Here is an 18888-nt window from a genome sequence, read left to right as displayed (position 1 = left end):
CCGCCGGCCGCGCCGTGGGTGCCGTGGATCTTCGAGTCGCCGCCGGGGCCGCCGGCGTTGCCGCGGCCCCCGTTGCCCTTGCGCTGCAGTGCGGCCAGGAACTTGGCCTTCTGGTCGTCCGGGCCGGGGGCGGCGGCCTCGGTGCCGGAGTCGGCGTCGGCGGTGGCGTCCGGCGCGGGCTCGGCGGCCGGGGCGGTGTCGCTGCTCATTCGGGACCTCCTGGACGGGAAGCGGGTGTGCTGAGCACACCCTGTCATGCCGACGGGGGGTGCTGTCAGCCGATATCGTGCGCCGCCCGCCCGGCGCGCCGTACCGGGGCGGCTCCGGTCAGCCCCGGTGGGCCGCGCCGTGCGCGCGCTCCCGGTCCTCGCGGTACTGCAGGCCGCCCATCATGAACAGCAGGGTGAGGATCGGGAAGCCGATCGCGGCGATCACCAGTACGAAGAACTGCCAGACCATGGGGCGCTCCTGTCGCGGCGGGGGCGGTCGATTATCGGACTTTGCACCATTATGTCCGATTGGCGCCGACCACTCCCGGGACGGACCGCGGTCGGCCCCCTGTTCGGGACGGGGCCGCGGCAGCAGACTGGTGGGCATGCGGGTAGAGCTGGCAGTCGACGCGCACCGCCCCGACCGGGCCAACGAGGACTTCGCGATCGCCACCCCGGAGGCACTCGTCCTCCTGGACGGCTCCAGCACCCCGGACACCCTGCCGTCCGGCTGCGTCCACGGCATCGCCTGGTACGTGCGCCGCCTCGGCGTCCACCTGCTGGCCAGGCTCACCGACCGCACCGACCGGCCGGTCACCGACTGCCTGGCCGACGCCATCGCCGAGACCGCCGCCCTGCACCGCGGCACCTGCGACCTGGCCAACCCGGCCACCCCCGCCGCCATGGTGGTCGCCGCCCGGCTGCGCGAGGACACCCTGGAGTACCTGGCGCTCGGTGACTCCCTGCTGGTGCTGCACCTCAAGGACGGCCCGCCCCGGGTGATCGGCGACAACCAGCGCTTCCCCGGCGGCGAGGCGCTGCGCCGGCAGGTCTGGTCGACCGTCCCCGGCAGTGCCGAACGCGCCGCGCTGTACCTGCGCTACGCCGTCGCCGTCCGGGCCGCCCGCAACACCGGGCACGGCCCGTGGATCGCCGCCGCCACCCCGCACGCCGCCGAGCACGCCGAGACCGGCACCGCCGACCGGGCCGGCCTGCACGGCGTGGCCGCCCTCTCCGACGGTGCCGCCCGTTACACCGACCGCCTGGGGCTGGGCAGTTGGGCCGACGCCGTCCGGCTGCTCGCGGAGGCCGGACCGGCCGAACTGATCGCCCAGGTCCGGGCCGCCGAACGCTCCGACGCCGCCTGCCTGCGCTGGCCCCGCGGCAAGGCCCACGACGACGCGGCCGCGCTCTACGCCCGGCTCTGACGCACCGTCAACTCACCTGCCCGGTACGGCCGTCCGCCACGAACACCGCCCGCCGCACCGACCCGTCCGGCGCCGTGTACGGGGCGACCGCCTCGCCCGGTGCGGGCTCCCCGGCCGGGTCGACGGGCACCAGCAGCCGGCGCAGCACCGGCTCGACCCCGCCCGCCACCGGAGCGACCGCCACGCTCCCGTCCACCGCATCGCTCTCGGACCGCTGCTGCGGCACCGCCTCCCCGCGCAGCAGCCGCGCCAACTCCGCGCGCACCACCGGGTCCTGGGCGCCGTCGTAGAACCAGCGGGCGCCCAGCACCCCGTGCTCGGCCGTCCCGATCAGCGCCCCCTCCGGGGCCCCCGGCAGCGGCGCGCCCCGGTACGCCATCGGCACCAGGTAGGCGTCCCGGTCGTCCGTCACCACCAGCAGCTCGATGCCCACCTCGCCCGCCGGGTCGTCCAGCCGGAACCCGCCGGCCTGGGCCAACTCCCCGCCGCCGGGCCGGAACCAGCTCTGCCCCGGCAGCCAGGCCGCCAGCAGGTCCAGCTTGCCCGGCGTGATCGTGGTGTGGTGAATCGTGGCCATTGCCGTCCTCCCGGTACCGGTGGTTCCCGTCGGCCCCAGCCTACGGACCGCCCGGCCGGTAGCGTGGTGCGCCGAACGAGAACACGGGGAGGACGGTCGTGGGGATCAGGCGGGTCGGCGAGGACGCCGGACGGCGGGCCGGGGCGGCGCTCGGATCGGTGTCGGGCGCGGTGACCGGGGCGGTCACGGGCGCGGTGGCCTCGGCCCGGGCCAAGGCCGGGTCGGACTGGGCGCGGCGGGCGCTGGAGACGCACCCGAAGCCCGCGGTGCCGCTGACCGAGGACTGGGAGGTCTCGCTCGCCGGGCTGGTCGGGCGGCTGCCGCACGTCCCGGGCCCGGCGGTGCGGCTGCTGCACCTGCTGGACGGGCTCGGCCAGGTCGCGGTCGGGCCCGCCGAGGTCGGCTTCGACGGGGAGTCCGTCGCCTGGGGCAAGGTGCTGGAGATCCGCTGCCACAGCACCGTCGACCTGCTGCCGGACGTGGTGGTCGAGCGCGAGGTGGACCGGATCCGCGAGTTCCTGCCGCCCGTCCCCGGCCGCAAGTGGCTGGTCACCAGGGCCGCCGAGGCACTGCTCACCCTCGCGCTGGCGGCCACCGCCGCCGCCGAGCGGCAGGAGCGCGCGCTGCCCTGCGAGATCGTCGCCAAGAACCTGATCGGCCGCCCGAAGAGCCTGGCCGGCGGCCTGTTCGCGGCCTCCGCGCTCACCCTGATCCCCGAGGCCGGAGAGGCCCTGCTCGCCACCGCCCGCGAACGCGGCATCCCGATCACCGTCGTCGACGACCCGATGACCGGCCTGCACGCCGAACGCGCCGCCCGACTCCGCGGCACGGCCGACCGCCTCACCGAGGCGCTGCGCCGCCTGCGCGCCACCGACCCCGACCCCGAAGCCGAACCCGGCCCCGGCCCGGACAAGGCCGCGGCGGGCGCCGCCGTCCTCGCCGAAATCGACCTGCCGACCGCCCCGCGCCCGCCGCAGGACTGACTCCCCGTGCCGTCACGGCTGCTCCCCGGCGGCCGGGGCGGTGGCGAAGGCGTGCAGCCAGGTCAGGTCCCGGTGGCCGGGGCCGTAGCGTTCCGCCTCGTTGGAGCGCTCGACGGCGGCGACCCGGAACCCGGCGCCCTCGAGCAGGGCGGTGACGCGGGCGGCGGACTGGTAGCGGTAGAAGCGGGACGCGTCGCTGCTGAAGCGCTCGACGACCTCCTCCTCGCCCTCGCCCTCCTTGAAACTGGCGAACAGCGCCCCGCCGGGGGCCAGCACCCGGCGGAAGCCGGTCAGTGCCGCGCGGACGTCGTGGTCCTTCAGGTGCAGCAGGGTGGCCTGGCACCAGACGCCGTCGAAGCTGCCGTCGGGGAAGGCCAGCCGGCGGGCGTCCATGACCTGGAAGGACAGTTCCGGGTGGCGTTCGGCGGCCCGGGCGACGAACGCGGGCGACAGGTCGACGCCCTCCGCCCGCAGCCCGCGTCCGGCGAGCAGCCCGGTGTCGCGCCCGAAGGCGCAGCCGACGTCCAGCACCCGTCCGGCCGGGTCGGGCAACAGCCTTGTGAAGACGTCGAGTTCGGCGGTGGGGAGCATCCCGCCGGTGGCCTGCTCGTAGCGTCCCGGATCGCGGTCGTAGGCCCGGATCGTGTCGCTGAGGTAGTCGTCGAGGTGGTCGTCCTCGTGCATGTCTGCCGCCCTTCCGGAGCCGTGCGGAGGGCTCGCACGGCAACTCTCCGGACGCGGAACGGGCCCGGAGAGTTGCACATGCCGGGCCGGCGGGCCGGCGGGTCGGCGGGCCGGCGGGTCAGCGGGTCACGGAGAAGGGCGTGGGCGGCAGTGGCGAGCCGTCCGCGGCCTCGCCGGGGAGGTCGAGGCCGATGACGGACAGCCGGTCGCCGACGGCCACCACGCTGCGGGGGAAGCGCCCGGCGGGGGCGGTGCCCTGCGGGATGTCCAGCGGTTCCCAGCCGTGGCGGGTCAGTCGGGCGCCGGTCGGCCGGGTGACGCCGTCGGTGTTGACCGAGCCCACCACGGCGACCCCGTCCGGGGTACGGGTGAGGCCGTTCAGCCGGCCCGCGGCGATGCCGGTCTCCTGGTACGTCCAGGTGCGGCCGTCGTAGTGGGCGAGCAGCGGCCGGTCGTCGTGGGAGGCGTTGTTCCGGAAGCCCGCCGCCCAGATGTCGTTCGGGCCGGTCGCCACCAGGTGGGTGAGGTCGCCGTAGCGGGAGTCCAGGTCGGGGGCGGCGGCCTTGCTCCAGGTGCGGCCGTCGTAGTGCAGCAGCAGTGGGCGCGGCCAGCCCTCCGGGGTGCCGATGGTGCCGGAGGCCCAGACGTCGGAGGGACCGTTGGCGACCACGGCGGAGAGCGTCCAGTAGTCGGTGTCGAGGGCGGGGGTGGGCACCGACTGCCAGGAGGTGCCGTCCCAGTGGTCGATCACGCCGTAGAAGGTCAGGAAGTCGTCCGGCTGGTAGTAGCCGACCGCCCAGGTGTCGTCCGGGCGGCCCGTCGCCGCGATGCCGCTGATCCCGCCGCCTGTGGCGTGCTCGTTCAGCGGCGCGTCCTGCACCTGCCAGTGCCCGCCGCGGTAGTGGCCGACGGGGGTGCTGCGGCCCGGCCCGCGGTCGGTCACCCAGGTGCCGCCGGAGTCGTCGGGGGAGACGGAGGAGGCTCCCAGGCCCTTCGGGAGGGCGAGTTCGTGCCAGGCGCGGTCGGCGCCGTCGCGGGTGAGGACGATCGGGGCCGCGGTCGTCCCCCTGCCCTGCCCGGTCGTCCGGATGCCGACCGCCCAGGTGCTCCCGCCGCTGCGGACCGCCTCCAGGATGTTGGCGTTGCCGTCGGGGAAGGTGTCGGCCGTCCAGGACGGGGCGTGCCGGGTCAGCGTTCCCGGCGGCGGCACGGACTGCGCGTTCGCGGGGGCGGCCGCGGCCAGCAGGGCGGCGGCCAGCAGCAGGGTGGTCGCGGCGGTGCGGTGTTTCATCGGTCTCTTCCTCTTCGTCGGGCGTGTCGGCGGACGTCGGCCCGCCCTTTCGGACATGTGCATGACACATACGGGCCGTCGGCCGTCCGGACGGCCGGACGACCGACGACCGACGGCCGGGGCGGCCGGGGCGGCCGGGGTGGTGCGCGCCGCGGAGTCCTACTCCTCGTACGCGGGGCCGGAGAGCTGGGCCTCCTCCACCGGGTGCTGGTCGCCCTCGCCCAGCAGCGCCATGACCCGGGGCTGCTGGGCGAAGGCGACGACCTGGTCGACCGGCACCGGCGACGAGAGCGGGTGCTGCCCGTAGGGCATGATCCCCACGTACGCGTCGCTGTTGCCGAGCCGGAAGCTCACGCTGGTGCTGGTCCGGCCGTCGCTGTCCACCGACCGCCAGGTGGTGCCGGTGATGGTGCCGGTCACCTGGACCCGCTTGCAGGTCGAGGTCTTCACCTGCACCTCCTGCCCGATCGGGGTGTGCTCGCAGAGCCCGTCCGACGGGCCCCCGTCGCTGTGCGGGCGCACCGAGAACCGCAGCAGCAGGTCACCCTGCGGGGACTGCGCCAGGTAGTCGGAGACCTGGTCGCTGAGCAGGCTGATCGAGCCGACCTCCGCCGGCAGCAGGTCGTGCAGCACGTTGGCGCTGCGCTGCCGGAAGTCCTCGATCCGCAGCCGCTCCGCCTCCGGGACCACCGGGACGGAGGCCGAGGGGTCGGGCGACGCGGTCGGGATGACCGTCGTGGTCGGGAAGACCTGCGGGCTCGCGGGCGGCGCCGCGGCCATCCGCAGCGGCTCGGGCCCCCCGCTCCCGCCCGCCGGGCCGGGCAGGTAGGCCAGCCCCGTCACGGCCAGCGCCGCCGTGCACGCCGCGGCCCCGCCGATCGCCAGCCGCGACCGCAGCCGCCGCCGACGCCCCCTTCGCACCGCCCCGGCCGTCAGCCCGACCGGCTCGGCCAGTTCGTCGGTGACCCGGCCCATCGCCCCTCTGACGAACAGCGCCTCGGGCGCCTGCTCGTGCCCCTTCTCGTGCCCCTGTTCCTGCGCCTGTCCCTGTCCCTGTTCCTGCATGTCGAAGCTCCTTCACGGTGTCTCGTTCTCGGATCCCGCATCCGTCGCGCATGCGGACGTGTGCACGCGCGCCGGTACGTAACGGCCTTGCCCGGTACGGGAGTCGGGCGCGCGGTCGGACGGGTGGGCGCTCAGGCGGCGGCGTACGCGCCGGCCTCGCCCAGCTGTTCGCGGAGCCTGGCCAGTGCGCGCGAGCACTGGCTCTTGACGGTGCCGGTGCTGCAACCGAGCAGGTCGGCGACGGTCTCCACGCTCAGGTCCTCCCAGTACCGCAGGACCACCATCGTCCTTGCCCGGCCCGGCAGTTCGGCCAGCGCGTTCATCAGCGTCACCCGCAGGTCGCTGTCCTCGCCGGGCGAGCTCTCCGGCCGCGACGCCAGCAGGCCGAGCCGCCGGGCCACCGCCCGCCGGCGCTGCTCGCCCAGGAACGTCCGGGTCAGCACCGTCTTGGCGTACGCGTCGAGGTGTTCCATCCGCGACGCCCGCCGCCAGTGCGCGAACAGCTTGGCCAGCGTCGTCTGGGTCAGGTCCTCGGCCCGGTGGGTGTCCCCGCACAGCAGGTACGCCGTCCGGTACAACCGTCGGCCGCACACCGCCGCGTACTCCTCGAAGCTCAACTCGTCCTGTCCGCGCATCCGTTCCCCCGCCCCTCCGGTCACCCGCCCCTGTCAACCGTTCTCAATGCGCCGGCCCCCGGGAAGGTTGAGCCCGAACGGGAAAAGCCCGTACCCACCGCTTCGCAGCCGGTGGGTGCGGGCTTCTCCAGGTGCGGGGCCTACTTCTCGCAGGCCACCCCGTCATGGTCCGCGTCGAGCGCCGAACGGTACCCCGGATCCCCCGCGTGCAGCGGTGCGGCCCCGGCCGCCTTCGCCGCCGTGCAGTTCTTGTAGTACACCGCCGCCTGCTCGGTGGTCCGGGCCGGCTCGGGTTCGGGCTCCGGTTCGGCCTTGGTCTCCACTGGGTCCGGCGCCGCCACCGGCGGTGTGGTGGGCGCAGGTGCCTCCGGCGTCGGGGTGGGAGTGGGAGTGGGAGTGGGAGTGGGCGTCGGTTCCGGCGTGGGGGTCGGGCTCGGCGTCGGGGTGGGCGTCGGTTCCGGGGTGGGCGTCGGGCTCGCCGGTGCGCTGGTGGCCGCGGGCGCGTGCGCGGGTGCGTCCGCGGCGTCCTTCTTGTCCGGCCCGAAGATCGCCGCGAGCCAGAACACCGACATCACCGCGCACCACGCCAGCAGCAGCCCCCGCACGCCCCGGTGCAGCCGCGGCGAACGCCACACCATCACGCCGGCCACCGGCGGCAGGAAGACCAGCAGCGCGATCCGCACCACCCGGTTCCCCGTTGTCCGCTGTTCCGACTGGGTCGATGGCGCCTGGTACGGGTTCACAGCTGTGGTCCTCTGATGATCCGGATGTGAATGAGAGGTGATCATCCTCATTGCCCACCCGGCCCCCGCGCTCGCATTCCCCCGAGTCGTGACCAAACGGAAGCAAACCATCCGCGCCCGGCCCGACTCCGCCGGTTGCTTCGCAGCGAGCGGGAGCCGGGTTGCCCCTAACTCGCCTTCTCAAGCCCGCCATTGGGATCTGTCAGTCCGAACTGCCGTTCCACTACGGTTGGGTGATGAAGCTTCTGCTTACCGACTCCGGTATCAGCAACGCAAGCATTCTGACCGCGCTGGTCGACCTCCTGGGCAAGCCGATCGCCGAGGCCAGTGCCCTGTGCATCCCCACCGCGGGGTACGGGGGCCCGTACGGGGATCCGGGCGGCCCCTGGCGTTTCGTCAGCGGGCGGTCCCCCAACCCCATGACCGACTTGGGGTGGAAGTCGGTGGGCGTGCTGGAACTCACCGCACTGCCCAGCATCGACGAGGAACGCTGGACCTCCTGGGTCCGCGAGGCGGACGCCCTGCTGGTGAACGGCGGCGACGCGCTGTACCTGTGCCACTGGATGCGGGAGTCCGGGCTCGCCGCCCTCTTCCCCTCGCTGCGCGACACGGTCTACGTGGGGCTCAGCGCCGGGAGCATGGTGCTGACCCCCCGCATCGGGGAGGAGTTCGTCGGCTGGAGGCCGCCCACCGGCGACGACAGCACGCTGGGAGTCGTCGGCTTCTCCCTCTTCCCGCACCTCGACAGCCCGGACTGCCCGGAGAACACGATGGCCGAGGCGGAACGCTGGGCCGCGAAGCTCGAGAATCCGGCGTACGTCACCGACGCCCAGACCGCCATCAAGGTGACCGACGGCGACATCGAGGTCGTCTCCGAAGGGCGTTGGAGGATGCTCGGCTCGGCACCGTGAGCATTATCAGCACCAACTGCCGTCTTGAAAACACGTCTTGACGATCAATCAAGTTCGGAAGCGGACGGGAATGATCGTGCTGTTGATCGTGTCGGTTTTCGACTGGTACGTGTGCTACGTTCCGCAGCAACAAAGGAAAATAGTTGACCCCGGCGGTGCTACCAACACCCCGGGGCCCGGCACAGGAGACCAGAGACTCCCATGCATGTTCATCGTAGCGCGCACGCGCGCAATTTCACGGTGCTGCCCAACGAGGTCCTGCAGGACCGCAGGCTGACCTACACCTCCCGGGGTCTGCTGTTCGATCTGCTGTCGCGGCCGGACGGCTGGCGGGAGGACGGTCGGCGCATGGCGGACACCAGTCCGCAGGGGCGGACGGCGATCTACAAGGCGCTGAGGGAACTGGCGTTGGCCGGGTACTACCGGGTGGTGAAGGTCAAGCGGGACGACGGCACGATCGTCAGCGAGAACCACGTCTACGACACCCCGCAACCCGTGTTCCTGCCGGGTGCCGCCCTGCCGGGACCCGGCTCACCGGAGCCCAACACGGCTGTCGTCCTTACAAAGGACCCGGACCAAGAACCCACCCTCCCCGCCGGGGCGGCCGAGCCGCCGGGGGTGGTGGTCAACGGGCGCCTGCGCGAGGCGGCCGCCGTCCTGCTGCGGGCCATCCGGCCCGAGCCGCGCCTGCGGATCGGGCAGGCGGAGGCGGAGGAGCTCGCGCCGCTGGTCGCCCAGTGGCAGGAGCGCGGCGCCACCCCCGCCGATCTCGCGGCCGCGCTGCTGTACGGCCTGCCCCAGCCGATGCACTCGGCGGCCGCCGTGCTCCGCAACCGCCTGGAGCGCAAGATGCCGCCCGCACCCGACCCCGTACGCCAGGCCCCGGCCCGCTACAGCGAGTGCGCGCGCTGCCACGACCCCGTCCCCCGTCCCGGCATCTGCGGCCCCTGCGCGGGCATCGCCCCCCGCACACCCGCCGTCGGCGGCGGCGCGGCGGTCACCCGCATCGGCATGGCACGGGTACGCGACGCCCTGCGCGCCGCCAAGGAAGGACTCCCGCCGGGCGTACCCGCCACCTTCACCGGGTGACCGGCGTTCAGGGAGCGGCGGCGATCAGCGCATCGACCCGGTCGAGCGCGGCCTGCGTGGAGCCGAGCAACGCGGCGTCGCCCTTGACGATCCGCAGTCGCAGCGCCTCCCGCAGGTGCGTACGGGCGCCGGTGAGGTCGCCGCGTTCCATCAGGTGCTTGCCGAAGTGCTGGCACGCGAAGTCCAGCAGCTCCGGGCACCGGCTCCGCGCGGTGGCCAGTGCGCTGCGGTAGCACGCCTCCGCAGCCCCGGCGTCACCGGCGTACCGGTGCGCGTCGCCCAGGTTGAGCCCGGTGGCGACCACGGCCCTGGTGCGGCGTGCGGCCTCGGCCAGTTCGAGCGACCACCGCAGGAACACCCGGGCCTCGCCGTACCGCCCCAGACCCAGCAGCCCGACCCCGATCCACCGGGTCAGCACCCGAACCCGGTCGGAATCAGGACCGCCGCTCAACTCCTCCCGCATCCGGGCGACTTCGGCCACCAGGGCGTCCCGGTCGGTGGGAGCCATCCGCAGGTCCCCGTCCTGCGTGATGAGGTGCTGGAGCACGGGTGCCTTCCCTCGGTCGACAGCGGTCAGCCGGACGTGTCCGGACGTTGTTGCGGCGGGTTCGGGTACACCTCGCACCACACGGTGCCCTTGTCCTGTTCGTCGTGCTGTGGCCCGTGGGAACCGGAGTGCCCGAACCGGTCGCCCGCCGCCAGTGCCGCCAGCACTTCGCGGTGATCGTCCCCGTTGCCGTACAGGTGCACGGAGATCCGGTACCCCTCCGCGATCTCCACCACCCTCACCTCCTGCCCGGTGGCCTTCGCCAGCCGCTCGGCGACCGCCCACGCACGTTGCTGCAACAGCTCCGCAGCCTCACCCGTCACGAGGCCGCCCCCAGCGCGGGCAGGGCTCCGTCGGGAGCGATCAACCCGAGCACCTCCAAGTACCCACCCGACGGTCCGCCGAGGTCCAACTCCGGGAACGCCGCCACCACCGCATGCAACTCCCCGCGCAAGAAGGAGAGTTCCAGCAACGCCTCCGCCAGCCGCTGCACCCACCCCAGCCCGGCACACCCCAACGCGACCCCGCTCAACTCCGGTGCCACATCCGACCGGTACACCGGCGACAGCCCGGGTGGCGGTTCCAACCGCGCCATCCGAAAGGCCCGCTCCAGCAAGTCCGCAGCCCCCTCGGCGTCCGCGAACCCCTCCCGCAGGAACCGCCGGAGCACATCCCCGTGCCCCAACGGCGAGTCAGCGTGCGGCATATGGCGCTCCTTGCCTCTCGGAGTGCTCGGGAGCGCACGCGGCGGCCGCCCCAGGAGGGCTCAGGTCATAGGAGTAGGCGCCTTCGCCGGGCACGTTCGCGCTCCGACGGGTGATGTGTCGTCCGCTCATGCGACAGAGAGTAGGCAGACGGTCACGGCTGAATATGAATCGGCGGAATACCGCTATCCGTCCAGGTGGAAGCGGTCGGACATGCGGCGGAGCTTCTCCCGGGTGCCGGCCCGTTCCGCATAGACGATCTTGCGCAGGGTGGCGCGGGCGATCGGGTGGTTCCGGACGAGTTGGGGGGCGATCCGTTCCGCCCGCTCCAACTCGGTGAGGGCCCTGTCCCGGTTGCCGTCCCAGAGCCAGGCGCGCGCCAGGTCCATGTGGTGGTGTCCGCGCCGGGAGCCGGGCAGGGCGGCGACCTGCTCGCGGTCGGCCCGTTCGTGGAGCACCAGGGCTTTGGCGTGGTTTCCCATCTCCAACTGGACTGAAATGGCGTGGAGTTGGACGTTCCCTGCGGAGAAGGTCAACGAGTGCCGGTCGAACACCGGGGCCCGGCCGGCGTCCATCCGTTCGGCTGCGGTCCGGGCCAACCGGATGCGTCCTTCGGTCTCTTCGGGCAGTCCGGCCCGTGCCGCCGAGACGGCCGCGCGCAGTTGCAGTGTTCCCCAGGCCCGGACGGCGAGCGGTTCTCCGGCCGTGTACTCGTCCTCGATCGACCGAAGTGCCTTGTCCGACAAGGCCAGTGAGTCGGACCAGTCGGCCGTCGCCCACATGTCCCAGACCCGCATCCAGTGGGCCACCGCGGGCAGGACCACGTCCCCCGACCGCTCCGCCGCCCACGCGGCGCGTTCGCACGCCATGGCGATCAACTCCGGGTGGCCCAGTGCGTGGGCCGCCGTGTGGGCGAACTTGCAGCACACCGCGTAGACGCCGAACGCCTCCTCGCGTTCGTGCCCGTCGGTGGTCTCCGCCAACGCCCTTGTCTCGCGCAGCAGATCGGGCAGCACCCGCAGGATCGAGACGTTCGCGGCGGCGTCCCGCAGGCGGTGGAGTCGTTCGGTCTCCTGCCACAACTGCCGGGAGGACCGGGGGCGGCCGTCGAAGACCGGTGCCAGGTCGTAACGGCGCAGCTCGCGCAGGATCGACGCGGCGGCGATCTGCCACTGGTTCTCGGACGCCTGGCTCGCGACGAAAGGGCGTTCGATCAGGTCGTTCGGGTGGCAGTGCAGGGCGGCGGCGACCTCGTTGACGAGGCTGGACCGGTCGAGTTCGATGTGGCCGCGTTCGACCTTCGAGACCCACCCCTGCGTCCGGCCGAGCGCCGCGGCCAAGTCCGCCTGCGGCATCCCCAGCCGGAGCCGCTGCCGCCGGATCCGCTTCCCGATCGACTCCCGCTCCTCCAGCACCGCCGCCCCTCCTGTTCAACGGACCTCCGGCCTCCACGAAGGACAGTACCCGCGGACGCCCATACCGGAAGCGCCGACAGTGGACAGCGCACCGGCCCACGTGACAGGCCCGCAGTAAAATCCGTGAACCACCGGCTCGCGTACGCCTCCCGCATTGCGCGACATCTGGGAGGAGACGCCGCATGGCCAGGCGTGACTACGACGACGGCGAGGCCCGCAAGGAGTCCTCGATCTGCCTGCTGGGGCGCCCTGTTGGCGGAGACCTCCGCGTCTCGGACGAGTCCACCGAGGTGGCCTGGTTCATTCCGGCCGGCATGGACGGCCTGCCCATGGTCCGCAGCATTCGCAAGCGTTTCGACGACTGGCGCGCCGACCGCGGCCCTGTCATTCGATAGAGCCCTTGCAGCGGAAGCGAGTTGACCCAGAAAGGAACCGAATCCGTGGCCCGGCCAAGCACCGATCAGCCCGTCGCGCTCAAGCCCGCCACCGAGTCGATGACCCTGCTGGTGGCTGCCGTGATCGTCCACGACCGCGAGGCCCGACGTGTGGTCCTTCTCCGGCGCGGCCCCGAGGCCAAGTTCGCCCGAGGCATGTGGGACCTGCCCGTCGGCAAGAGCGAACCCGGCGAGCCGATCACCCGCACCGCCGTGCGCGAACTCGCCGAGGAGACCGGTCTCGTCGTGTCGCCCGACGCCCTGAACCTGGTGCATGTCATCCACGGGGCGCGTGGCGTGGAAGCGCCCAACGGTTTCCTGACCGTGGTGTTCGCCGCCCACGAGTGGTCCGGCGATCTCCGCAACGGCGAGCCCGAGAAGCACTCCGAGGTTGCCTGGGCGAGTACCGAAGATCTCCCGACCGCGTTCGTCCCGACCACGGGATCCGCCCTGCGACGCTATCTGCGGAACGGGCCGAGCGTCTCGCTCGACTCGTGGCCCGTGGAGCCTTGACGTCCCCGGGTGCGGGCGGCGCACCGGCCCGCGCGAGGGGCCCGCAGTACCATCCGTGGGCCACTGGCGAATTGACCGAAGGGGCACGGGCATGACCGTCATCGCCGTCACCGGGCACATGGACCTCACCGAGAGCAGCGTTCCGCTGGTCCGCGAAGCCCTCGCCGAACTGCTCGCCGAGCACACCGCCGACGGCGGGCTCACCGGGGTCTCCTGCATCGCCGAGGGCGCCGACTCGGTCTTCGCCGATGCGGTGCTGGCGCTCGGTGGCGAGCTGGTCGCCGTCGTGCCGTCGGCCGACTACCGGCGGAACAAGGTCGAGCCCGACCACGCCGAGGAGTTCGACCGCCTGAGCCGGGCCGCCGTCGAGGTCGTGGTGATGCCGTACGCCACGGCGGACCGTGAGGCGTACGAGGCGGCCAACGCGGAGCTCGTCCGCCGGGCCGACCGGCTCTTCGCGGTCTGGGACGGCCGGCCGGGCAACGGGCGCGGCGGCACCGCCACCACCGTCGCGGACGCGCGGGCGGCGGGGGTGCCCGTGACGGTGGTGTGGCCGGACGGCGCAGCCCGCCGGAGCGGGTGACGGGAGGACCCGGGACGGCCGAAGCCCGCACGGCCGCCGGGGGAGCGGGTGCGGGCTTCGGAGCGCCGGTGCGATCAGTTCGCGTCGGCCGGGACGGTGCCGAGGCGGCCGGCCTGGAAGTCCTCCATGGCCTGCTGGAGTTCGCGGTGGCTGTTCATCACGAACGGGCCGTAGTGGGCGACGGGTTCGCGGATCGGGAGGCCGCCGAGGATGACGACCTCGAAGTTGTTGTCGCGGGAGTCCTGCTTCTCGTCGGCGCGCAGGGTGAGGGAGTCGCCGTCGCCGAAGACGACCGCCTGGCCCCGGTGGAAGGGGCGCTGCTCGGTGCCGGCCGAGCCGTTGCCGGCGAGGCCGTAGGCGAGGGCGTTGAAGTCGGAGCGCCAGGGCAGGGTGATCTGGGCACCCGGGTTGATCGAGGCGTGGATCATGGTGATCGGGGTGAAGGTGGTGCCCGGACCCTGGTGGCCGTCCAGCTCGCCGGCGATGACGCGCAGGAGCGCGCCGCCGTCCTCGGTGCTGAGCAGCTTGACGCTGCCGCCGCGGATGTCCTGGTACTTCGGGGCGATCATCTTGTCCGAGGCGGGCAGGTTCACCCAGAGCTGGAGGCCGTGGAAGAGGCCGCCGGACCGCACCAGGGACTCCGGCGGGGTCTCGATGTGGAGCAGGCCGGAGCCGGCCGTCATCCACTGGGTGTCGCCGTCGGTGATGGTGCCGCCGCCGCCGTGCGAGTCCCGGTGGATGAAGGTGCCGTCGATGATGTAGGTGACGGTCTCGAAGCCGCGGTGCGGATGCCAGGGGGTTCCCTTCGGCTCGCCGGCCGCATAATCCACCTCGCCCATCTGGTCCATCATGATGAACGGGTCGAGGAACTTCTGGTTGATCTTGGCGAAGGCGCGGCGGACGGGGAAGCCCTCGCCCTCGTAGCCCTCGGGGGCGGTGGCCACGGCGAGGACCGGCCGGGCGGTGCTGTGCACCGGGTCGGGGGTGCTGACGCGGGGCAGGGTCAACGGGTTCTCGACGGTCACGGCGGGCATGTCGGCCTCCTTCGGCGGTCTGTGGCCTACGTCCACCACAGTAGTTCAACTCTCAACCACTCGCAAGGTTGAACGTTGAACTATGTGGGCGCATTCCCGCCGGGTGCGAGGGGAGGGGAGTAGGGGGCGGGGAGGGAGCGGGAGGGCTCAGCCGTACATGCGGCGCATGGTGAAGTCCACCATCTGCTCGACCGCCCGCGCGTCGAAGACCATCCGGTGCTCGCCCTCCATGTCCAGGGCGAAGCCGTAGCCGGTGGGCAGCAGGTCGAGGATCTCGGCGCCGGTCACCGAGAAGTGCTTGGACTCCTTGCCCGCGTACCGCTTCAGCTCCTTGAGCGAGCTGAACATCGGGATCACCGGCGTCGGGGTGTTGTGCAGGGCCAGGAAGCCGGGGCGGTCGCCGCGCGGGCAGTACACCTTGGAGGTGATGAAGATGGCCTGGAAGTCCTCCACGGGCATGGCGCCGGTGGTGAAGGCGCGCACCGCGTCCGCCAGCGAGGGCGGGGAGGGTTCGGGGTAGAGCGACTGCTGGGCGGCCTGCTGGGCGGCCTGCGGGTCGCCGTACCCGGGGCCGGGCATGCCGGACATCCCCTGCTGCATCTGCTGCTGGTAGGGGTCCTGGTAGGCGCTCTGCTCGTAGCCGTACACGGGGACAAGGCTATCGGGCCGCGCCCCGCTTGGGGGCGGGTGATCCGCACAATCCCGGGCCGGGCGCCATTGTGGGACGTGACCACGTTCATACCCCGCTCACGTCAGGGGGCTTGAACAAGTTACCAACGGGTAGCATCATGGGGCGTACTGGTGGGTAAGCGGTGCGCCGGAAGCGGCCGCCCGTGGAGCAGACGAACCGGAGAAACGGTCATGGGTCACTACAAGTCCAACCTGCGGGACGTGGAGTTCAACCTCTTCGAGGTGTTCGGCCGCGACCAGGTGTACGGCACCGGTCCGTTCGCCGAGATGGACGTCGACACCGCGAAGAACATCCTCAGCGAGATCGCCCGGCTGGCCGAGAACGACCTCGCCGCCTCGTTCGTCGACGCCGACCGCAACCCGCCGGTGTTCGACCCGGAGACCAACACCGCTCCGATCCCGGAGACGTTCAAGAAGAGCTACCAGACCTTCATGGACGCCGAGTGGTGGCGCCTGGGCATCCCGGAGGGCATCGGCGGCCAGGTCACCCCGAACTCCCTGGTGTGGGCGTACGCGGAGCAGGTGCTCGGCTCCAACCCGGCGATCTGGATGTACTCCTCCGGCCCGGCCTTCGCCGGCGTCGTCCACGACGAGGGCACCGAGGAGCAGCAGAAGGTCGCCCAGCGCATGGTCGAGCGGCTCTGGGGCGCCACCATGGTGCTGACCGAGCCGGACGCGGGCTCCGACGTGGGCGCCGGCCGCACCAAGGCGGTCAAGCAGGAGGACGGCTCCTGGCACATCGAGGGCGTCAAGCGCTTCATCACCTCGGGCGAGCACGACATGTCCGAGAACATCGTTCACCTGGTGCTGGCCCGCCCCGAGGGCGGCAAGCCGGGCACCAAGGGCCTGGGCCTGTACATCGTGCCGAAGTACGACTTCGACTGGGAGACCGGCGAGCTCGGCGAGCGCAACGGCGTCTACGCCACCAACGTCGAGCACAAGATGGGCCTCAAGGCGTCCAACACCTGCGAGATGACCTTCGGCGCCAAGCACCCGGCCAAGGGCTGGCTGCTCGGCGAGACCGTCGACGGCATCCGCCAGATGTTCAAGATCATCGAGTTCGCCCGGATGATGGTCGGCACGAAGGCCATCGCCACCCTGTCCACCGGCTACCTGAACGCGCTGGAGTACGCCAAGGAGCGCGTGCAGGGCGCCGACATCTCGCAGTTCATGGACAAGAGCGCGCCGCGCGTCACCATCACCCACCACCCCGACGTGCGCCGCTCGCTGCTGACCCAGAAGGCGTACGCCGAGGGCATGCGCGCCCTGGTGCTCTACACCGCCTCGGTGCAGGACGACATGCTGGCCGCCCGCCTGCGCGGCGAGCACGACGCCGCCGCCGAGCGCCTGAACGACCTGCTGCTGCCGATCGTGAAGGGCTACGGCTCGGAGAAGTCCTACGAGCAGCTCGCCCAGTCGCTGCAGACCTTCGGCGGCTCCGGCTACCTGCAGGAGTACCCGATCGAGCAGTACATCCGGGACGCCAAGATCGACACCCTGTACGAGGGCACCACCGCCATCCAGGGCCAGGACTTCTTCTTCCGGAAGATCGTCAAGGACGGCGGCCAGGCGCTGACCGCGGTCAACGAGCAGATCACCAAGTTCCTCGCCACCGGCGAGGGCGGCGCCGAACTGGCCGCCGAGCGCGACCTGCTGGCCAAGGCGGCGGGCGACCTGGAGGCCATCGTCGGCACCCTGATCGCCGACCTCACCGCGGTCGAGCAGGACGTCAAGAACATGTACAAGGTGGGCCAGAACACCACCCGCCTGCTGATGGTCTCCGGCGACGTGGTGGTCGGCTGGCTGCTGCTGCGCCAGGCCGCGGTGGCCCTCGCCAAGCTGGAGGCCGGCGCCTCCGAGAAGGACGTCCCGTTCTACCGGGGCAAGGTCGCCGCCGCGAAGCACTTCGCCCGCACCGTGCTGCCGACCACCGCCGCGCAGCGCCAGATCGCCGAGAACGTCGACAACGAGCTGATGGAGCTGGCCGAGGAGGCGTTCTGATCCGCCCGGCCCGGCGCGCCCCCCACAGGACCGCCTGACCCACCCTCACCCCGCGGGGCCCGGTACTGCACCGGGCCCCGCGGCGTTTTTCCGGGCGGCCCGGCGGGCCCGCACCGCGTTGGGTCGCGCTGCGTTCACCGTTGTGTCACCGTTGCGGACTTCCCAGGGTCCTGTCCGTGTACGGGCATATGCTCAGGGGGCGGACCCGCAACCCCACCAGGCCCGCCCCGCCTTCTACCCAGGAGCAAAATGTCGACCGCCGCCCGCAGGGCCCACTTCGACCGGAAGCACACGGACGACCTCGTGACCTTCCTGGCCGCCTCCCCCTCCCCGTACCACGCGGTGGCGAGCGCGGCCGAGCGGCTGGAGCGGGTCGGCTTCCGCCGGGTCAGCGAGACGGAGGCGTGGGACGGCGGCAGCGGCGGCCGCTACCTGGTCCGCGGCGGCGCCATGATCGCCTGGTACGTACCGGAGAACGCGACGGCCGCGACCCCGTACCGGGTGGTCGGCACGCACACCGACTCGCCCAACCTGCGGGTCAAGCCGGTGCCCGACACCAGCTCGGCCGGCTGGCGGCAGGTCGCCGTGGAGATCTACGGCGGCGTCCCGCTCAACACCTGGCTCGACCGGGACCTGGGGCTCTCCGGCCGGCTCGTGCTGCGCGACGGCTCGACCCGGCTGGTGCACCTGGACGAGCCGCTGCTGCGCGTCCCGCAGCTGGCCATCCACCTCGACCGCGGCGTCAACGACGGCCTCAAGCTCGACCGCCAGCGCCACCTCACTCCGATCTGGGGAATCGGCGGCACCACCGAGGGCGCCCTGCTGGAGTACGTCGCGCAGAAGGCCGGCCTGGCCGCCGCCGACATCGCCGGCTGGGACTTGATGGCGCACGACGTGCAGCCGCCCGCCTACCTGGGCCGCGACCGCGAACTGCTGGCCGGGCCCCGGCTGGACAACCAGCTGTCGGTGCACGCCGCCACCGCCGCGCTGGCCGCCGTCGCCGAGGCCGGCGGCGAACTGCCGTACATCCCGGTGCTGGCCGCGTTCGACCACGAGGAGACCGGCAGCGAGTCCGACACCGGCGCGCAGAGCCCGCTGCTCGGCAACGTGCTGGAGCGCTCCTGCCACGCCCGCGGCGGCGCCTTCGAGGACCGCGCCCGCGCGCTGGCCGGCACCGTCTGCCTCTCCTCCGACATGGGCCACGCCGTGCACCCCAACTACAGCGAGCGGCACGAGCCCGGCCACCACCCGATGCCCAACGGCGGCCCGATCCTCAAGGTCAACGTCAACAACCGGTACGCCACCGACGGCGTCGGCCGGGCGGTGTTCGCCGCCGCCTGCGAGAAGGCCGGCGTGCCCTGGCAGTCCTTCGTCTCCAACAACGCGATGCCCTGCGGCACCACGATCGGCCCGATCACCGCGGCCCGGCTCGGCATCACCACCGTGGACTGCGGCATCGCCGCGCTGTCCATGCACTCCGCCCGCGAGCTGTGCGGCGCCGACGACCCGCACTACCTGGCCGGCGCCATCAAGGCGTTCCTGGAGGGCTGAACGGTCCTCCCGGACGACGGG

General features: G+C 72.5%; 23 protein-coding genes. 9 read left to right on the top strand and 14 right to left on the bottom strand.

The annotated features are described in order from the left end of the window. Together ACFUEL_RS16000 and ACFUEL_RS15995 are read right to left on the bottom strand one after the other, a co-directional pair. A partial coding sequence (locus ACFUEL_RS16000) for a DUF5302 domain-containing protein (RefSeq protein WP_380236850.1) occupies positions 1-209 on the bottom strand: 209 nt, incomplete at its 3' end. 118 nt (positions 210-327) lie between these two features. Further along, entirely contained in the window at positions 328-459 is a 132-nt protein-coding gene (locus ACFUEL_RS15995) for a hypothetical protein (RefSeq protein WP_380236849.1), read from the bottom strand. 136 nt (positions 460-595) lie between these two features. On the opposite strand from ACFUEL_RS15995, the gene ACFUEL_RS15990 reads away from it, so the two are divergent. Then, positions 596-1417, top strand: coding sequence for an integrase (locus ACFUEL_RS15990; RefSeq protein WP_380236848.1), 822 nt, complete (start codon positions 596-598; stop codon positions 1415-1417). Between the two features lie 7 nt (positions 1418-1424). Here the strand turns inward: ACFUEL_RS15990 and ACFUEL_RS15985 are convergent, their stop codons facing one another. Next, positions 1425-1994 carry a 1,4-alpha-glucan branching protein gene (locus tag ACFUEL_RS15985; protein ID WP_380236847.1) on the bottom strand — a complete coding sequence of 190 codons (570 nt, stop codon included), beginning with the start codon at positions 1992-1994 and terminating at the stop codon, positions 1425-1427. A 98-nt stretch (positions 1995-2092) separates the two neighbouring features. Here ACFUEL_RS15985 and ACFUEL_RS15980 point away from each other — a divergent pair, with 98 nt between their 5' ends. After that, a complete protein-coding gene (locus ACFUEL_RS15980; RefSeq protein ID WP_380236846.1) occupies positions 2093-2977 on the top strand; it encodes a hypothetical protein in 885 nt (294 codons plus the stop codon). A 12-nt stretch (positions 2978-2989) separates the two neighbouring features. Here the strand turns inward: ACFUEL_RS15980 and ACFUEL_RS15975 are convergent, their stop codons facing one another. From ACFUEL_RS15975 to ACFUEL_RS15955, 5 genes are all read right to left on the bottom strand, one after another. Continuing rightward, positions 2990-3661, bottom strand: coding sequence for a class I SAM-dependent methyltransferase (locus ACFUEL_RS15975; protein WP_380236845.1), 672 nt, complete (start codon positions 3659-3661; stop codon positions 2990-2992). Positions 3662-3779: 118 nt separating this feature from the next. Further along, a complete protein-coding gene (locus ACFUEL_RS15970) occupies positions 3780-4952 on the bottom strand; it encodes a hypothetical protein (RefSeq protein ID WP_380236844.1) in 1173 nt (390 codons plus the stop codon). Positions 4953-5111: 159 nt separating this feature from the next. Further along, the gene (locus ACFUEL_RS15965) at positions 5112-6017 is read right to left on the bottom strand and encodes a hypothetical protein (protein WP_380236843.1); all 906 of its coding nucleotides are present in this window, start codon (positions 6015-6017) and stop codon (positions 5112-5114) included. A 131-nt stretch (positions 6018-6148) separates the two neighbouring features. Next, a complete protein-coding gene (locus ACFUEL_RS15960; protein ID WP_380236842.1) occupies positions 6149-6652 on the bottom strand; it encodes a SigE family RNA polymerase sigma factor in 504 nt (167 codons plus the stop codon). Positions 6653-6792: 140 nt separating this feature from the next. Beyond that, positions 6793-7335, bottom strand: coding sequence for an excalibur calcium-binding domain-containing protein (locus tag ACFUEL_RS15955; RefSeq protein WP_380236840.1), 543 nt, complete (start codon positions 7333-7335; stop codon positions 6793-6795). A gap of 296 nt (positions 7336-7631) precedes the next feature. Here ACFUEL_RS15955 and ACFUEL_RS15950 point away from each other — a divergent pair, with 296 nt between their 5' ends. Both ACFUEL_RS15950 and ACFUEL_RS15945 read left to right on the top strand, forming a co-directional pair. Continuing rightward, entirely contained in the window at positions 7632-8306 is a 675-nt protein-coding gene (locus ACFUEL_RS15950) for a Type 1 glutamine amidotransferase-like domain-containing protein (RefSeq protein ID WP_380236839.1), read from the top strand. Positions 8307-8546: 240 nt separating this feature from the next. Continuing rightward, entirely contained in the window at positions 8547-9395 is an 849-nt protein-coding gene (locus tag ACFUEL_RS15945; protein ID WP_380236838.1) for a hypothetical protein, read from the top strand. 7 nt (positions 9396-9402) lie between these two features. Here the strand turns inward: ACFUEL_RS15945 and ACFUEL_RS15940 are convergent, their stop codons facing one another. The 4 genes from ACFUEL_RS15940 to ACFUEL_RS15925 all read right to left on the bottom strand — a co-directional run bounded on the left by ACFUEL_RS15940 (position 9403) and on the right by ACFUEL_RS15925 (position 12061). Then, positions 9403-9942 carry a hypothetical protein gene (locus tag ACFUEL_RS15940; RefSeq protein WP_380236837.1) on the bottom strand — a complete coding sequence of 180 codons (540 nt, stop codon included), beginning with the start codon at positions 9940-9942 and terminating at the stop codon, positions 9403-9405. Between the two features lie 26 nt (positions 9943-9968). Beyond that, positions 9969-10241 (bottom strand): hypothetical protein, encoded by a 273-nt coding sequence (locus tag ACFUEL_RS15935; protein ID WP_380236836.1) that lies wholly within the window; start codon positions 10239-10241, stop codon positions 9969-9971. A gap of 20 nt (positions 10242-10261) precedes the next feature. Continuing rightward, positions 10262-10648, bottom strand: coding sequence for a hypothetical protein (locus ACFUEL_RS15930; protein ID WP_380236835.1), 387 nt, complete (start codon positions 10646-10648; stop codon positions 10262-10264). 183 nt (positions 10649-10831) lie between these two features. Further along, positions 10832-12061 carry a helix-turn-helix domain-containing protein gene (locus ACFUEL_RS15925; protein ID WP_380236834.1) on the bottom strand — a complete coding sequence of 410 codons (1230 nt, stop codon included), beginning with the start codon at positions 12059-12061 and terminating at the stop codon, positions 10832-10834. 182 nt (positions 12062-12243) lie between these two features. On the opposite strand from ACFUEL_RS15925, the gene ACFUEL_RS15920 reads away from it, so the two are divergent. The 3 genes from ACFUEL_RS15920 (at position 12244) to ACFUEL_RS15910 (ending at position 13591) form a co-directional block, all read left to right on the top strand. Next, the gene (locus ACFUEL_RS15920; RefSeq protein WP_380236833.1) at positions 12244-12456 is read left to right on the top strand and encodes a hypothetical protein; all 213 of its coding nucleotides are present in this window, start codon (positions 12244-12246) and stop codon (positions 12454-12456) included. A 99-nt stretch (positions 12457-12555) separates the two neighbouring features. Beyond that, positions 12556-13008: an NUDIX domain-containing protein gene (locus tag ACFUEL_RS15915; protein ID WP_380236851.1), complete on the top strand. Its 453-nt coding sequence runs from the start codon at positions 12556-12558 to the stop codon at positions 13006-13008. Between the two features lie 91 nt (positions 13009-13099). Then, the gene (locus tag ACFUEL_RS15910; RefSeq protein WP_380236832.1) at positions 13100-13591 is read left to right on the top strand and encodes a hypothetical protein; all 492 of its coding nucleotides are present in this window, start codon (positions 13100-13102) and stop codon (positions 13589-13591) included. A gap of 74 nt (positions 13592-13665) precedes the next feature. On the opposite strand, the gene ACFUEL_RS15905 is transcribed toward ACFUEL_RS15910, so the two are convergent. Further along, complete coding sequence (locus tag ACFUEL_RS15905) at positions 13666-14625, bottom strand: pirin family protein (protein ID WP_380236831.1); 960 nt, start codon at positions 14623-14625, stop codon at positions 13666-13668. Between the two features lie 147 nt (positions 14626-14772). After that, on the bottom strand, positions 14773-15273 hold the full coding sequence (locus tag ACFUEL_RS15900) for an SseB family protein (RefSeq protein WP_380236830.1): 501 nt from the start codon (positions 15271-15273) through the stop codon (positions 14773-14775). Between the two features lie 213 nt (positions 15274-15486). On the opposite strand from ACFUEL_RS15900, the gene ACFUEL_RS15895 reads away from it, so the two are divergent. After that, positions 15487-17316: an acyl-CoA dehydrogenase gene (locus tag ACFUEL_RS15895; RefSeq protein WP_380236829.1), complete on the top strand. Its 1830-nt coding sequence runs from the start codon at positions 15487-15489 to the stop codon at positions 17314-17316. Between the two features lie 249 nt (positions 17317-17565). Beyond that, positions 17566-18867 carry a M18 family aminopeptidase gene (locus ACFUEL_RS15890; protein WP_380236827.1) on the top strand — a complete coding sequence of 434 codons (1302 nt, stop codon included), beginning with the start codon at positions 17566-17568 and terminating at the stop codon, positions 18865-18867. The last annotated feature ends 21 nt before the right edge of the window (positions 18868-18888 follow it).

Source organism: Kitasatospora sp. NPDC057198, assembly GCF_042670125.1.
In the GTDB taxonomy this organism is placed as follows: domain Bacteria; phylum Actinomycetota; class Actinomycetes; order Streptomycetales; family Streptomycetaceae; genus Kitasatospora.
This window is presented reverse-complemented; position numbering and strand designations above follow the sequence as displayed.

Excerpts from the sequence above, each read along its gene's own strand:
- ACFUEL_RS15995 (WP_380236849.1), bottom strand. The coding sequence starts at position 459 with ATGGTCTGGCAGTTCTTCGTACTGGTGATCGCCGCGATCGGCTTCCCG.
- ACFUEL_RS15990 (WP_380236848.1), top strand. The coding sequence starts at position 596 with ATGCGGGTAGAGCTGGCAGTCGACGCGCACCGCCCCGACCGGGCCAAC.
- ACFUEL_RS15985 (WP_380236847.1), bottom strand. The coding sequence starts at position 1,994 with ATGGCCACGATTCACCACACCACGATCACGCCGGGCAAGCTGGACCTG.
- ACFUEL_RS15975 (WP_380236845.1), bottom strand. The coding sequence starts at position 3,661 with ATGCACGAGGACGACCACCTCGACGACTACCTCAGCGACACGATCCGG.
- ACFUEL_RS15970 (WP_380236844.1), bottom strand. The coding sequence starts at position 4,952 with ATGAAACACCGCACCGCCGCGACCACCCTGCTGCTGGCCGCCGCCCTG.
- ACFUEL_RS15965 (WP_380236843.1), bottom strand. The coding sequence starts at position 6,017 with ATGCAGGAACAGGGACAGGGACAGGCGCAGGAACAGGGGCACGAGAAG.
- ACFUEL_RS15960 (WP_380236842.1), bottom strand. The coding sequence starts at position 6,652 with ATGCGCGGACAGGACGAGTTGAGCTTCGAGGAGTACGCGGCGGTGTGC.
- ACFUEL_RS15950 (WP_380236839.1), top strand. The coding sequence starts at position 7,632 with ATGAAGCTTCTGCTTACCGACTCCGGTATCAGCAACGCAAGCATTCTG.
- ACFUEL_RS15930 (WP_380236835.1), bottom strand. The coding sequence starts at position 10,648 with ATGCCGCACGCTGACTCGCCGTTGGGGCACGGGGATGTGCTCCGGCGG.
- ACFUEL_RS15920 (WP_380236833.1), top strand. The coding sequence starts at position 12,244 with ATGGCCAGGCGTGACTACGACGACGGCGAGGCCCGCAAGGAGTCCTCG.
- ACFUEL_RS15915 (WP_380236851.1), top strand. The coding sequence starts at position 12,556 with ATGACCCTGCTGGTGGCTGCCGTGATCGTCCACGACCGCGAGGCCCGA.
- ACFUEL_RS15910 (WP_380236832.1), top strand. The coding sequence starts at position 13,100 with ATGACCGTCATCGCCGTCACCGGGCACATGGACCTCACCGAGAGCAGC.
- ACFUEL_RS15905 (WP_380236831.1), bottom strand. The coding sequence starts at position 14,625 with ATGCCCGCCGTGACCGTCGAGAACCCGTTGACCCTGCCCCGCGTCAGC.
- ACFUEL_RS15895 (WP_380236829.1), top strand. The coding sequence starts at position 15,487 with ATGGGTCACTACAAGTCCAACCTGCGGGACGTGGAGTTCAACCTCTTC.
- ACFUEL_RS15890 (WP_380236827.1), top strand. The coding sequence starts at position 17,566 with ATGTCGACCGCCGCCCGCAGGGCCCACTTCGACCGGAAGCACACGGAC.